The organism is Corynebacterium sp. HMSC070H05, from assembly GCF_001837615.1.
Classification (GTDB): Bacteria; Actinomycetota; Actinomycetes; order Mycobacteriales; family Mycobacteriaceae; genus Corynebacterium; species Corynebacterium coyleae.
This window is the reverse complement of the sequence record NZ_KV833341.1, coordinates 181,200-195,899: the sequence shown is the minus strand read 5'-3', so window position 1 is coordinate 195,899 and position 14,700 is coordinate 181,200. Positions and strand designations below refer to the sequence as shown.

Here is a 14,700-nt window from a genome sequence, read left to right as displayed (position 1 = left end):
TCGTTTTCGGACAGAGGACCCTGGCGGCACTTCCCCAATCAGGGCGCTCGGCCGGTTCGTGTCGATTACAACAACCTGCAGCATTCTACATACTGCCCGGTCACTTCCCAAATCCGGCACGCTTAAGCGCGTCCGCCATCGAGCCAGCTGCTTGACGACGATCACCGCCCCGGTTCTGGTTTCGCCCCTGGCGCTGCTTCTGGCCGCCACGGTTCTGGCCACGGCTCTGCCCGCTGCGTTGTTTCTGACTGTTGGGCTGGCCGGGCTGGCCGGGCTCGTCGTCAAGCCGGAGGCTCAACCCGATGCGGTTGCGGGCGACATCCACGTCCATCACCTTGACCTTGACTACTTCGCCGGAGCGCACCACCTCGTGCGGGTCGGAAACAAACTTGTGGCTCATCGCGGAGACGTGAACCAGACCATCCTGGTGCACACCCACATCCACAAACGCGCCAAAAGCCGCAACATTGGTCACGGTGCCTTCCAAGATCATGCCGGGGTTGAGATCCTTGACCTCGTTGACGCCTTCCTTGAACTCGGCGGTTTTAAACTCGGGGCGCGGGTCGCGCCCCGGCTTGTCCAGCTCGGCCAGGATGTCGGTCACGGTAGGCACGCCGAAAGTGTCGTCAGCGAAATCCGCCGGCTTGAGTTTGGTGAGTACCGCCGTGTTGCCGATGAGTTGCTCGGTGTTCAGGCCCGTCGCCTGGGCAACTCGCTCCACCACCGGGTAGGCCTCCGGGTGCACCGCGGAGCCATCGAGCGGGTTCGTCCCGCCCTGGATACGCAGGAAGCCAGCGGCCTGCTCGAACGCCTTCGGCCCCAGACGCGGAACCTTGCCCAACTCCTTGCGGGTAGCAAAACTGCCGTGCTCGTCGCGGTACGCCACGATGTTCTTCGCCACCGTGCCGGACAGACCAGCGACACGCTCAAGCAGTGGTGCCGAAGCCGTGTTGACGTCCACGCCAACCGAGTTCACCGCATCCTCCACCACAGCGTCCAACGTCTGTGCGAGCGCCGTTTGATTCACGTCGTGCTGGTACTGGCCCACGCCGATCGACTTCGGGTCAACCTTGACCAATTCCGCCAAAGGATCCTGCAAACGGCGGGCAATGGACACTGCGGAGCGCAGCGAGACATCCATGTCCGGGAACTCCTCCGCCGCAATCGGGCTTGCTGAATAGACCGATGCACCAGATTCCGACACGACCACCGGCGTCGGGCGCTTGCCGCCAGCCTGCGCGATGAGGTCCGCAACCTCGCCGGCGAGCTTCTCCGATTCGCGCGAGGCGGTGCCGTTGCCAATAGCGATGAGTTCCACCCCGTGCTGTGCTGCCAACGAAGCCAACTCCGCGCGCGACGCGTCCCAACGGTTCTGCGGCTGGTGCGGGTAGACGATTGTCGTGGCCAGCACCTTGCCGGTGCCGTCCACAACCGCACACTTCACGCCGTTGCGGTAGCCCGGGTCAAGCGCGAGCGTTGCGCGTTGACCTGCGGGGGCGGCGAGCAACACGTCGCGCAGGTTGGTCTTGAACACCTGCAGCGCGCCCTCCTCGGCCTTTTCCTTCAGACGCATACGGGTATCCAGGTTGGCCGACACCTGCAGCTTCGTGCGCCAACCCCACTGCACCGCCTTGGCCAGCCAGGCGGAGTCTTTCACCGGCAGATCGAAACGATCCGCAATCATGCCCCCAAAAACGGACTCGTCGCCCGGGTCGAGGTTGAGCGTGAGTACACCTTCGTTCTCCCCACGCAACAGCGCCAAAATGCGGTGGCTGGGCAGTTTGTCGAACGGCTCCGAGAAGTCAAAGTAGTCCGCGAACTTCGCGCCTTCCTGCTCCTTGCCCTCAACAACCGAGGAGCGCATGGTGCCCTGTTCGTAGACGCGGTCGCGCACGGCTCCAACAAGGTCGGCATCGGTGGCGAACCGGTCCACCAAAATCGCACGAGCACCGTCAAGCGCAGCCTTCGTATCCGGGAAGCCTTCGGAGAGGAACCTTTCGGCGAGGGTCTCGGGGGTGGCGGTGGGGTCGTCGATAAGCAACTGCGTCAAATCCTCAAGACCTGCCTCGCGGGCGATATCCGCCTTAGTCTTGCGACGCTTCTTGTAGGGCAAGTAGAGGTCCTCAACGCGCGCCTTCGTATCGGCTGCGAGAATCTCGCGTTTGAGATCGTCGGTAAGTTTGCCCTGCTCCTCAATACTTTCGAGCACCGCGGTCTTGCGCTCAGCGAGCTCGACGAGGTAGGTGTTGCGCTCCTCAATATGGCGCAACTGCCCGTCGTCGAGCCCACCGGTGGCTTCCTTGCGGTAGCGGGAAATGAACGGCACGGTGTTGCCCTCGGCGAGCAGTTTCAGCGCCTGCTCGACCTGAGATTCCCGAATGTTGAGTTCGTTCGCGATGGTGGCTGCGATTGATGTCATTCGGGCGATCTTAGTCGCGCCGTTCTCGCGGAAGCTTTACAGCAGCACCTGTGCCAGAATCGAGCCCACCACGCACGAAGTGAACACCGAGATCGCACCCGGGATCAGGAACGAGTGGTTGATCACGAACTTGCCAATTCGGGTGGTGCCGGTGCGGTCGAAGCCGATGCAAGCCAGGTCGGACGGGTAGGTGGGCAGAATCCAGTAGCCATACGCCGCGCCGTAGAAGCCGACGATGATCTTCGGGTCGATGCCTAGCGCCAGGCCGATCGGTGCGATGGCGACCAGTGCCGCAGCTTGGGAATTCACCAACTTAGACACAATCAGCAGCACGATGGCATACGCCCACGGGGCGGCCTCCACAACGGAACCGAGGCTGGATTCGAGCTGGTCGATGTGCGCCGCGAAAAATGTATCCGCCATCCACGCAACACCGAACACGGAGAACACCGCGGTCATGCCCGCCTTAAATACCGGAGTCGAGGCGATCTTCTTGTGATCCACCTTGCAGAACAGCAAGATGATCGCACCGGCAAAGAGCATCACCATCTGGATGGCGAGGTTCATGGACAGCGGCTTCATGCCACCATCGCCGTCGTCGAACGCGGGACGCAGGCCCTCAAACGCGCCGAGAACAACCACGAACGCGATCGCGGCAAGGAAGACCCATACCGCGTTGCGGGCGGACTTTGGAAAGACCTCGTTCAAAAGCGAGTGGCTGGACTGTTGGATGGACTCCGCAAACGCCGGATCTTGCATACGCTCCTGGAACACCGGGTCCTTGTCCAGATCCTTGCCACGGTGCAACGACCACAGCGCGGCCAAGATCACGCCGGAAAGTGAAGCCGGAATGGCAACCATAAGAATCTGCGGGATCGAGTACGCCTTATCGATAACACCGGCGTGTTCCGCCAAAATCGACGCGAGCGACACAGTGGCCACCGACACCGGCGAGGCTGTAATACCCATCTGCGCCGAAGTGGACGCAACCGCCATGGGGCGCTCCGGGCGAATCCCTTTCTTCACCGCGATGTCCTCAATGATCGGGAACATGGTGTAGACCACGTGGCCGGTACCGCACAGCACGGTGAGGAACCATGTGGTCACCGGAGCCAGCAGGGTGATCCGTTCGGGGTGGGCGCGAAGGAGCTTCTCGGCTTGCTGCATCATCACCTCCAATCCGCGCGATTGTTGGAGGGTCGCCGCGCAGCCAATGACTGCGATGATGGTGAGCATGACGCCCACCGGTGGTTCGCCCGGCTCCAGTCCGAAGACGAAGACCATGAGCATAAGGCCGATGCCAGAAATCAGACCAAGCCCAAGGCCCCCGTAACGCGTACCGAGCAGAAGCGCGCTAAGAATGACGGCGATTTGAAGGACAATTGCGATCCCCGAGGTGGGGTCGAGCACTGACGCGAGCATGGGTGTCCTTTCGTTTTGCAACGCGTGTAACACACCAAACATTACGCGATCAATGATCAGATCTTTAAATTATTCCAAGGTGATTTCTACCACCTCAGCAGGCATTACCCTGCCGTGTACCCGCTCCACTGCGTGCCCTTCGGCAACGCATCCGCAACCGCTTGCGTCGCATCCTCCAGCGACAGCGCGGTTCGCCCTTTTACCGTGAGCGTCGTTTCGTTCCGCTCGATCGTCTCCGCGCGGTAGCCTGCCTGCTTCAGCGCCCGTCGCAGTTGCTTTGCGACGACCCGCTGCCCGCCCACCTCGAACACCGACACAACCTCACGCGAATCCAGCATGAAGCGGTCCTCTTCACTGAGCTCCACCTGTTCGAGCAATTCAGGCCTGACGGCACGGGTGCGTTTCAGCGACTGCTCACGGCGCCACGCATCAACCTTCTTGTGGTCGCCAGAGGTAAGCACCTCCGGAGCCTCGATCCCCCGCCAAAGCCGCGGCTTTGTGTAACTCGGGCCCTCAAGCAACCCATCCGAGAAGCTGTCCTCCTCGTGGCTTTCAGTGTTGCCGAGCACTCCGGGGATCAACCGGGTGACTGCCTCCGCGATGACCAGCACGGCGACCTCGCCGCCGATCAACACATAGTCACCGATGGACACCTCTCGCACCCGGTAGCGCTGCTTCGCGTCTTCAAAGACACGCTGGTCGATTCCCTCGTAGCGCCCGCAAGCGAACACAATGTGTTCCTCGCGCGACCAGGCACGGGCATCCGCCTGCGTAAATGGCTTTCCGGCCGGTGTGGGAACGAGCAACAGCGGCTTTGAGGCGTCATCGCCTGCCACTGGGGATTCGTAAGGGCGTGGTGCAACGTTTGCGACATCGTCGTGACGCAACTTGTCATTCCGGTGCTTGGCCGCCGAGTCCAGCTCCGTGCCTGTGCGTCCCGCAGCGATATCGTCGAGCGCCGGCCCCCACACTTCCGGCTTCATCACCATGCCAGGACCACCGCCCAGAGGGGGCGCGTCTACCGACTTGTGGTTACCCGTCGCCCAATCACGCAGGTCATGCACTCCAACGGACAGGATGCCCTGCTCAATCGCCTTGCCCAGCAGCGCGTGGCGCAACGGGTCCAAGTACTCCGGGAAAATGGTGACGACATCGAGGCGAAGCACCGGCTTCGGGTTAGACATCAAGCAGTCCCTCCGGCGGGGTAATCACCAGGTAGCCATCAGCGAGGTCAATATCCGGCACAAACTCCATAACGAAAGGCACGAGGACTTCCTTGCCGTGATAGTCGATCTCCAGAATCTTGCGATTCGGCGCATCCATCACGCCAGTAACAGCGCCAACTTCATCGCCGTCATGGAGGACCTTCAACCCGATGAGTTCGTGGTTGTAGTACTCGTCGGAATCCTCGTCGCGCTCCAGAGGTTCTGCAAAAAACTTCATGCCACGCAGACTGTCCGCGGCAGTGCGGTCTGGCACCTCCTCAAAACTGACGAGGAGGCGCTTCTGATGAGGCCGAACCGTCTTCACGGTCAAGTGCTGTTCCTTGCCAGCCTGGCGGCCAGTGAGCACCTCGCCGACAACAATGTGGTCTTCAGACTCGTCGGCGAGTAGCTCGACTGCTACCTCACCCTTCACGCCATGCGACTTCACGACGCGGCCAATGTTGAGCTCCATAATCGGCTACGGTAGCAGCCCCACAAATTGCCCTTGTCGGCCTACCAGACCTTGTCGCCACGAACTGTGGCGTCGAAGCCGCCGTCGATAAAGACAACCTGGCCGCACAGGTGGGTATTCTCCTCACTGGTCAGCCATGCAATGAAGCTGGCCGCAGCCTCTGCCGGCATCCAACCGTTCAGCGGCATCGGCACCTGTGCCAACTGCGCACGACCTTCGTCGGTGTTGCGCAGCTCTTCAGTCATCGGGGAAATCACGACGGCCGGCGCAATAGCGTTGAGCGCAATGCCCTTGCCAGCCCACTCCTCGGAGATCGCGTTCTTGCGCACCCAACGAGCAATGGCCTGCTTAGAGGACGAGTAGTTAAGGTATGCAACTTCGGGGCCCTGGTCAGCAAGTTCCTGACCACGCTTGACGGTGGCTTCCTCATCACCAGCAAGCATCGCTTCAATCAACTGGTCATCCGCCGGCTGCAGTGATGCGATCGACGCCGTCACCACAGCGCGCGGCGCATCCGACTTCTCCAGCAGCGGACGAAGCCCCTCAAGCGTTGCCACCGCGCCGAAGTAGTTCACCTGCGCGGTCTTCGGCGTCGGCGCCTGCATACCGGCATTCGCAATGACGCCGTCGAGCTTTCCTTCGGAAAGCTTGGTTGCCTCATCAACGAGTGCCTGCCGGCCCTCAACAGTTGTGAGGTCCGCATTGATATCCGCATTCGCAATATCGGCAGTAATCACCTTGTGACCGCGAGAGGTAAGCAACTCCGCAGTGGCCTTGCCAATGCCGCCCGCGCCACCAGTCACCAAAAACGTACGAGCCATGATCCGCTCCCCTTTCGATTAGGAAATGTCTGCATGCCCAACCGTACGCAAGTTTTACAAAGTCGCAGCACGAAAAACCCCGCATCGGCACGAAATGTGTGCGGGTGCGGGGTGTCGTCGATAAGCGAAAGGCTTATGCCTCCTCGGACTCAGCCTCAGCGGACTCGCCCTCAGCCTCTGCAGCCTCGGCCTCTGCGGCAGCTGCAGCCTCAGCAGCTGCCTTAGCCTCAGCGTCTTCCTTAGCCTTCTTGCGCTTCTCGGTGATCGCCTCAGCGGTCGGGCCGTTCTTAGCCTCTTCCAGAGCCTGGTTGAACAGGTCGAGCTTGGACGGCTTCTCCTCAGCAACCTTGAGGGTGCCCTCAGCACCGTCGAGGCCCTTGTGCTTCTGCCAGTCGCCGGTCACCTTCAGCAGCGCGAGCACCGGCTCGGTCGGCTGTGCGCCGACACCCAGCCAGTACTGAGCGCGCTCGGAATCGATGCGGATGAGCGACGGCTCTTCCTTCGGGTGGTAGATGCCGATGTTCTCGATGACAGCACCGTCACGACGGGTGCGAGCATCAGCGATGACGACACGGTACTGAGCGTTGCGGATCTTGCCAACGCGCTGCAGCTTGATCTTTACAGCCATGGTGTACTTCCTTTAGGTCACTGGGCAGTGCAGACACTCGCCGCTTCTCGACGAGCCGGTTCAACCCTTCTTATTTACCCTGCGCGTGCCTGGCCGGTCGACCATCCCCTCCCAGGCAACCTGGGAAGGATCCAGACGGATCCGGCGCGTACGCAGTTATAGACTTGTCGTGCCAAACGCCAACAATGACGTCAGACAACCTTTGACACCTTACGGGCTAAAACCCCAAGACACCAAACTCCCGCACGGCAATGCCTTGCAATGCCCCGGTGTGGCTGGTTCGGTCATGCAAAGTTCAGACTGTATGGTCTTTACCGATTGCGACGCGCATTGCCAGCTGCAATACACGTCGCCTGTAACGAAATAGAAGTAGTTGACAAGGTTGGACACGATGGCAGGACAATCGGCACAGTCGACAAAAGGCTCGACCGCATACCGCGTCGACCTCGATGGGCTGCGTGGATACGCCATCGCACTCGTCGTCCTGTTCCACGTCTTCGTCGGACGTGTCTCTGGTGGCGTCGACGTCTTCCTGCTGCTGTCCGGTTACTTTTTCCTTGGCGGGCAACTGCGATACGCTCTGCGTCCGAACCCAAACCTGAACCCGTGGTGGCCCCTGTGGCGCACCATCCGCCGACTCGTACCGGCGCTCGCACTTGTCATCGTTAGCGTTGTCCTTCTCGTTCTCGCGTTTACGCCAGAACTGATGAGCCAGCAGCTCGCGAGCCAAGTCACAGCGTCGATGCTGTACTACCAAAACTGGGAACTCATCGCCCAAAATGCCGACTACGCTGCAGCAAGCCAGGAAACATCCCCGCTACAGCACTTGTGGTCAATGTCGGTCCAGGGCCAGTTCTACATCTTCGGCATCCTCATGGGCACCCTATTGGCTGTTGCAGTATCGAAGCTCAAAGCCAACCCTGTCTGGGCGCGACGCGTAGCCATCGGAGTGCTGGCACTCATCACTATCGCCTCCTTCGCCTGGGCCTCCCGCTTCGGTTTCGTCGGCACCGGCGCCAACTACTACTCCACGTTCTCTCGCGCATGGGAACTCTCCCTCGGCGCACTGCTCGCCTTCGTACCAGCCGAGCGATTCTTCCCACAGCGTTTCGCCTGGTTCACTGCGCTACTCGGCGTCGCAATGATCACCATCACCGGCATCGTTATCCCAACGTCGCTCGCATTCCCCGGCCCCCTCACACTGCTGCCACTGACCGGTGCCGCACTGGTCATCCTGTCAGGCAACAGCAACGCTGTCTCCGGCGTGCTGGCATCTGCACCCATGACCTGGCTGGGCAAGATCGCTTACTCGCTCTACCTTTGGCACTGGCCGCTTTTGATCATCGTCACCGCCCTCGGCGGATACGCCGTTCCCCCAGCATGGCTCGGCGCATGTGTCATCGCCGTGTCCCTCGCCCTCGCACACATCACCCACATGCTGGTGGAAGATCCACTACGCCAGCATCGTGCGCGCCCGCGTGCCATGGATACGCCGGTGCGCGACGCGGGGTCGTCGCTACGCACGTGGCCCGGAAAATTCCGCGCAACGGGTGGTGTGCTCACCGCCGCTTTGTTTGCCGCAGCACTTGCCATCCAGCCAATCTGGAACGATCGTATCGACGACGCCGACAAACCCCTCGACCCCGCCATCTACCCAGGCGCACTCGCACTCGCCGGCGCCGAAGTCCCCGACGTCGAAGCCCGACCAGACCCGAACCTGGTTGCAGGCATCTACCCACCAATCGGGCTGGACAACTGCATGGTCTTCCTCCCCGAAGGCCCAGACATCATGCCGGGACCTCACTGCGTATACGGTGACCTGGAAGCCGACACCACCATCGCACTGGTCGGCGGCTCCCACATCGAACCATTCGGCATCCCACTGGACATCCTTGGCAAACGCCACGGCTTCAAAGTTGCAACATTCGTGCGCCAAGAATGCCCACTCGTCGTCGGAGGCCCCTGGGACCCCGCCAACGCCGACATTGTCTCGCCAGAATGCGCAGAATGGGGCGAGAACGCGTTCGCAGAACTCGTCGAACTCAACCCTGCCATGGTGATCTCCACCTCCACACGCCCCGCAGGTCACGCAGGCGGTGGCATCGCCTCTCAGGACTACGTGCCTGACGCATACGCAAACTTCTGGCAACGCCTCGCTGAATACGGCATCCCATTCGTCGGTCTGCGCGACAACCCATGGATGTTCAACCCCGACGGCGACCCAATGGACCCCAACCTGTGCCTCGTAGCCGGATACTCCGAAGCCGACTGCTCCATGGACGCACACGTGGTCTACTCCCCTGAAGACCCTGCGAAGTACTTCCTCGACGGCGGCTACAACCAGTGGGAAATCGACACCGCCAGCTGGTACTGCATCGACGGCATCTGCCCGCCACAGATCGGCAACATTTACATCTACCGCGACCAGAATCACATCTCCAACGCGTACGCCGAATCGCTCGCCCCATTGATGTGGGAAGAGCTCACCCCGATCTTCAACAAGCTTGGGCTTATCGACGACACCACGCTGGCCCCCGAAACCGCCACCGACTCTGCCCAAGATGGCGAAGAGGCCAACACCCTCTAAAGTGCTGGCCTCTCCCCCCTTTGATCTGTGAAGCGTTCGCGCTGCGGCGCGCTGCGCGCTAGAAGAACTTCCCCTTCTGCATACGCTTCATCGCCTCGTTGAAATCGAGGTTGTTGAGATCCATGCCCTGCATGCCCGCAGGAAGCTGGCTCTGCAACTTTTCCAAATCCTTCATATCCGGCATACCGCCACCCATGCCCGGCATTCCTGGCATTCCTGGCATCCCTGGCATCTTCGGCATGCCCTGATTTCCACCGCGCTTCACCGGCTTGCGCTTGCCGTTCTTGCCCCGGCGACCCTTCGGCTTCTTCTTAGTAGCGCTTCGGCCCATGCCAGGCATACCCGGCAAGCCGAACTGGCTGGCCATCTGCCCCATCATCTTCTTCGCCTCGAAGAAGCGCTCCACCAACTGGTTCACATCCGAGACCTTCACACCGGAACCGTTAGCGATGCGCTTGCGGCGCGATGCGTTCAAAATCTTCGGATCCTGGCGCTCCTGAGGAGTCATACCGCGAATGATGGCCTGGATACGGTCGAGCTGCTTCTCGTCGACCATGTCCGCCATCTGGTTCATCTGCTTGCCGCCAGGCATCATCTTGAGCAGGTTGCCAATCGGCCCCATGCGACGAATCATGAGCAACTGGTCGAGGAAGTCCTCCAGTGTGAGTTCGCCGGAAGCCAACTTGGTTGCGGCTGCCTCAGCGTCCTGCTCGTTATAAGTCTGCTCAGCCTGCTCAATCAGCGACAGCAGATCACCCATGCCGAGAATACGGCTGGACATGCGGTCCGGGTGGAACACGTCGAAGTCGTCGAGCTTCTCGCCAGACGACGCAAAGAGAATCGGCTTGCCCGTGACCTCACGGATGGACAGCGCGGCACCGCCACGGGCGTCGCCATCAAGTTTGGTCAGTGCAACACCAGTGAAGTCGACGCCAGCAGCGAACGCCTCGGCGGTAGACACCGCATCCTGACCGATCATCGCATCAATAACGAAGATGACCTCATCCGGATTCACTGCATCACGGATGTTGCGGGCCTGAGTCATCAGGGTCTCATCGATACCGAGGCGGCCCGCAGTATCGATGATGACCACATCGTTTTTGTTCTGTTTGGCGTGCTCAATACCCTGCTGCGCCACCGCAACCGGATCACCGTGCGAGGTGCCCATCTCGTGCTCATACGAGTCGATGGACGTACCCGGATCCGGGGCAAACGTCGGCACACCAGCGCGCTCACCAACAATCTGGAGCTGCTGCACCGCACCCGGACGCTGCAAGTCACACGCCACCAACATCGGGGTGTGGCCCTGCTTAGCCAAGTGCTTAGCCAACTTACCTGCCAGGGTGGTCTTACCAGCACCTTGCAGACCGGCGAGCATAATCACGGTCGGCGGGTTCTTCGCCAAATTCAACCGGCGAGTCTCACCGCCGAGAATGTTTGTCAGTTCCTCATCAACAATCTTGATGACCTGCTGCGCCGGATTCAGCGCTGCCGAAACATCGGCACCGAGGGCACGCTCCTTGACGCGCTTAATAAACGCACGCACAACCGGAAGCGACACGTCCGCCTCCAGCAACGCGATACGAATCTCGCGAGCCGTGGCGTTAATATCCTCCTCGGTGAGCTTGCCCTTGCCTCGCAGACCACCCAGGGCTGATTGGAGGCGGTCGGACAGTGACTCGAACACGGTGTGCACGCTCCCTTTTGCTTCTAGCGGAAAAGAATCCCCACAAGACTAGCGCGCGCCCCGGGTGATGGGCACATCACCGGGGGCGCGGGGTCGTCGACAAGCAAGCGCTTAGCCGAGAAGAGCGTCGACGAAACTCTCAACCTCAAACGGCGCAAGATCGTCCGCGCCCTCACCAAGACCAACCAGCTTTACCGGCACACCAAGTTCCTCCTGAACCTGGAAAACGATACCGCCCTTGGCGGTGCCGTCGAGCTTGGTCAGCACCACACCCGTGATGTCAACAACCTCACGGAAGACACGCGCCTGCGCAATGCCGTTCTGCCCCACCGTCGCGTCGAGCACCAGCAACACCTCATCGACGTTGCTCTTCTTCTCCACGACGCGCTTGACCTTGCCCAGCTGATCCATCAGACCCGTGGAGGTGTGCAGGCGGCCCGCCGTATCGACGAGCACCACATCAGCACCCTCGTCAACACCAGTTGCCACAGCATCGAAGGCCACCGAAGCCGGGTCCGCACCCTCCTTGCCACGAACCGTGGAAGCGCCGACGCGCTTGCCCCAGGTCTCCAACTGGTCCGCAGCCGCCGCGCGGAACGTATCCGCAGCACCAAGCACCACCGAGTGCCCCATAGACACGAGCACACGAGCAAGCTTGCCGGTAGTCGTCGTCTTACCGGTGCCGTTGACACCGACAACCAAGATCACGGCCGGTTTGCCGTCATTCGGCATCGCCTTAATCGAACGGTCGAGCTCCGGACGGGCAGCCTCAATCAGAGTTTCGCGCAGCATCGCACGAGCCTGCGCTTCGTTTTCCACACCACGCTCAGCGATCTTCTCGCGCAGGTTGTCCGTGATCTTCATCGTCAGACCCGCACCGATATCGGCCAAGATCAGCGTGTCTTCAATCTCCTCCCACGCGTCCTCGTCCAGATCGCCAGCGGAAAGAATGCCAAGCAGACCCTGGCCGATGGCGTTCTGAGAACGGGAAAGGCGGCCACGAAGCTTGCCCATGCGACCTGCTGCTGGAGCGATGTCATCGATCGGTTCGCTCGCGGGGGCCTCAACAACGACAGCCTCATCGGAAACCTCAGCGCCATCCTGGAGCGCCTCTTCAGCACCCTCTTGAGCCACTACAGCAGCCGCAGCAGCCTCCTCTGCCTCCGCCGTGTCTGGTGTGTCTGGCGCATCGGGCGTTTCCGATTCGGCCTCAGGGGTTTCTGCCTCATCGACAGCAGGTTCCGGCTCCGGTTCTGGAGCTGGCTTCGGCTCTGCTACCGGCTCAGGTTCTGGTGCCGGCTCCGGTTCTGGCACGGCACATTCTTCAACGACAGGCTCCTCCACAGGCCGCTCGGCCGGCTCCGGCTGATCTACCTCCGTGCTGGTGGTGTCGTCGACAAGCAATGGCTCTTCATCAGGCGCAACTGCTTTCTCGATAACAGTCTTCGGCTCCTGCTCGGCCTTTTCAGGCTCGACTACCGGCAGAACCGGCTGGTCACGACGAATCGGCTCCGGCTGCTTCGGCTGAGCATCCGCCGGTGCGAAATTGAAACCGCCCTTCGCCTGATAATTGCCGGATTTCTCCTGCTGAGTGAGCTCCTTCGGCTCCTCCGGCTTCTCAAACGAAACGGTCTTCGACTCCTTGCGCTTCTTCCCCGCAACGACGATGCCCACGATGATCAGCACGGCAACGACGACCGCAACCGCCACCCAAAGGGCCGGGGAGTTCATCAACTCAGTGGTATTCATGCGTTCTAGTGTGCCAGCCGCCACGACACAAGGTGGAACAGCAATAGACACATTGCTTATCGACGAATCAACGCTGCAGGTCAGGCCCATCCATACGAACGGGTGTTCGAATGTGTGGCGATCGTGTCGGCCTGGTCTGTAGCTTCATTTTCAACTCAGTTAGCAGCACACGTAGCCGAGAGGGGGACCCATGACAACCATCATCGACCAACACGTCAACCAGATCACCGCTGGACTAGAAGCGCTGTCCAACCTCATGATGGAACCCGACTCCCTCCACCTCCTCGGCACCCACCAAGCAATAGAGCGGCTACACGGCTCATTGCCACTGCTCGGAAACGTCAACGCCGCCTTCGCACATCTCTGCACAAGGGACAATGCCGGATCCCTGGTCGGCGCCAACCATCCCGTGGAATACCTCACGCAACGCCTCGGCCTCTCCCGTGCCCAGGCGTTCGACCTCCTCAACCACGGCAAGCGCCTCTTCGGCGAGCCCGATATCCCAGCCCCACCAACTAACCCGGAACAAACCGAAGAGGAAAAGCGCGCCGCAGAAGAAGAAGCACAACGACGCAAAGAACAAGAAAAGAAAGCCCAGGAACGCGCCCGCAAGGCTGCACGAGAAAAGAAAGCCTCCGAAGAAAAGAAGCGCATTATCTCCAACGCGCTCAAGGACCTCAACGAACACGCCAACCCGGGCTACCTCGAGTGCTACTCCCAAGCCATGGAAGCCGCAGCACGCATGACCCCCGAAGAGCTCCGGAAGCTCGTCACCGACCTCGTCCGCAAAGCCAACCGCGCGGGGCTGGACTACGAAAAGAAAAAGGACCCCCTAGCCGCGTTTAAAAAACGAGGCATCTCCTTCGGACCCACCGATGCAGACGGCGGCTCCTACGCCCGGCTCTACCTTGACGCCGCATCACGCGCAAAATTCGAAGCAGCCCTCGCCGCCGGAGAAGCCCCCGGCTCTCACCTACCCGACGGCTCCAAAGACACCCGCACGAAACAACAACGCCGCTTCGACCAACTCATGCACATCCTGGATAACTACTCCCAGGCACGTATCACGCGCGACCGCGGCATCGGAACCGTTGTGGTGACACTGACCCTGGAAGATCTGGTCGGTGCTGATTGGCAAACACGCTTTTCCACCAATACCAGTGTGGATCTCACTGCCCTCGACATTCTTCACCTGGGCTTAGCAGGAGACACTTTTGCTCTCCAACTCGACTCTGCAACCGGTGTGCCACTATCACTCGGACGCGCCCGCCTCGCGTCGATTGAACAGCGCCTCGTCCTACTCGCTACCCAAGGTGTCTGCGCCTGGAACGGGTGCACCAAACCTGGCGTCGAACTCGAAGCCCACCACCTGCAGTCCTACCTCCACGGAGGTGTCACTGACCTCAATAACCTGATACTGCTATGTCGCGAACACCACAGATGCAACAACGACAACAGAGACGGAGCCGGCGGTAAGGGACACTTCGAAAAAGACCCCGACACCTGGGACATCACCCACCATCCAGCCGACGGCGGGCCACCGACCACGACCAGCACATGGCAGTTCGAACAGTCACCCGGTCAGCGGCATAAACGAAAAATTCGGGACAAACACCCAAGTTTCGACGACCAAGAACTACCGGGAACAGATCCACCCCTGTTCGCACCGGACACCGGGTAGCCATCTTGCGCTGTGCTACGCCCCAGGTG

Annotated in this window: 10 protein-coding genes; 2 read left to right on the top strand and 8 right to left on the bottom strand. The window is 60.7% G+C overall.

Annotation, left to right across the window (positions count from 1 at the left end; genetic code table 11):
- Positions 1-100 precede the first annotated feature (100 nt).
- The 6 genes from HMPREF2617_RS09125 to rpsP form a co-directional block, all read right to left on the bottom strand.
- Positions 101-2,419 carry a Tex family protein gene (locus HMPREF2617_RS09125; protein WP_070840558.1) on the bottom strand — a complete coding sequence of 773 codons (2,319 nt, stop codon included), beginning with the start codon at positions 2,417-2,419 and terminating at the stop codon, positions 101-103.
- A 36-nt stretch (positions 2,420-2,455) separates the two neighbouring features.
- A complete protein-coding gene (locus HMPREF2617_RS09120; RefSeq protein ID WP_070840557.1) occupies positions 2,456-3,841 on the bottom strand; it encodes an anaerobic C4-dicarboxylate transporter in 1,386 nt (461 codons plus the stop codon).
- A gap of 104 nt (positions 3,842-3,945) precedes the next feature.
- On the bottom strand, positions 3,946-5,025 hold the full coding sequence (gene trmD / locus HMPREF2617_RS09115) for a tRNA (guanosine(37)-N1)-methyltransferase TrmD (protein WP_070840556.1): 1,080 nt from the start codon (positions 5,023-5,025) through the stop codon (positions 3,946-3,948).
- Entirely contained in the window at positions 5,018-5,518 is a 501-nt protein-coding gene (gene rimM, locus HMPREF2617_RS09110; RefSeq protein WP_070840555.1) for a ribosome maturation factor RimM, read from the bottom strand. The genes trmD and rimM overlap by 8 nt, the downstream gene beginning before the upstream one ends.
- A 41-nt stretch (positions 5,519-5,559) precedes the next feature.
- Positions 5,560-6,339 (bottom strand): SDR family NAD(P)-dependent oxidoreductase, encoded by a 780-nt coding sequence (locus tag HMPREF2617_RS09105; protein WP_070450976.1) that lies wholly within the window; start codon positions 6,337-6,339, stop codon positions 5,560-5,562.
- Between the two features lie 133 nt (positions 6,340-6,472).
- The gene (rpsP, locus tag HMPREF2617_RS09100; protein ID WP_070840554.1) at positions 6,473-6,967 is read right to left on the bottom strand and encodes a 30S ribosomal protein S16; all 495 of its coding nucleotides are present in this window, start codon (positions 6,965-6,967) and stop codon (positions 6,473-6,475) included.
- Positions 6,968-7,358: 391 nt separating this feature from the next.
- On the opposite strand from rpsP, the gene HMPREF2617_RS09095 reads away from it, so the two are divergent.
- Positions 7,359-9,554: an acyltransferase family protein gene (locus HMPREF2617_RS09095; RefSeq protein ID WP_070422249.1), complete on the top strand. Its 2,196-nt coding sequence runs from the start codon at positions 7,359-7,361 to the stop codon at positions 9,552-9,554.
- A 58-nt stretch (positions 9,555-9,612) separates the two neighbouring features.
- Here HMPREF2617_RS09095 and ffh read toward each other — a convergent pair whose 3' ends face one another.
- Together ffh and ftsY are read right to left on the bottom strand one after the other, a co-directional pair.
- On the bottom strand, positions 9,613-11,241 hold the full coding sequence (gene ffh, locus HMPREF2617_RS09090; RefSeq protein ID WP_070422388.1) for a signal recognition particle protein: 1,629 nt from the start codon (positions 11,239-11,241) through the stop codon (positions 9,613-9,615).
- A gap of 111 nt (positions 11,242-11,352) precedes the next feature.
- Positions 11,353-12,990: a signal recognition particle-docking protein FtsY gene (gene ftsY, locus HMPREF2617_RS09085; protein WP_245167866.1), complete on the bottom strand. Its 1,638-nt coding sequence runs from the start codon at positions 12,988-12,990 to the stop codon at positions 11,353-11,355.
- Between the two features lie 190 nt (positions 12,991-13,180).
- On the opposite strand from ftsY, the gene HMPREF2617_RS09080 reads away from it, so the two are divergent.
- Entirely contained in the window at positions 13,181-14,671 is a 1,491-nt protein-coding gene (locus HMPREF2617_RS09080; RefSeq protein ID WP_070840553.1) for an HNH endonuclease signature motif containing protein, read from the top strand.
- Positions 14,672-14,700: the final 29 nt, after the last annotated feature.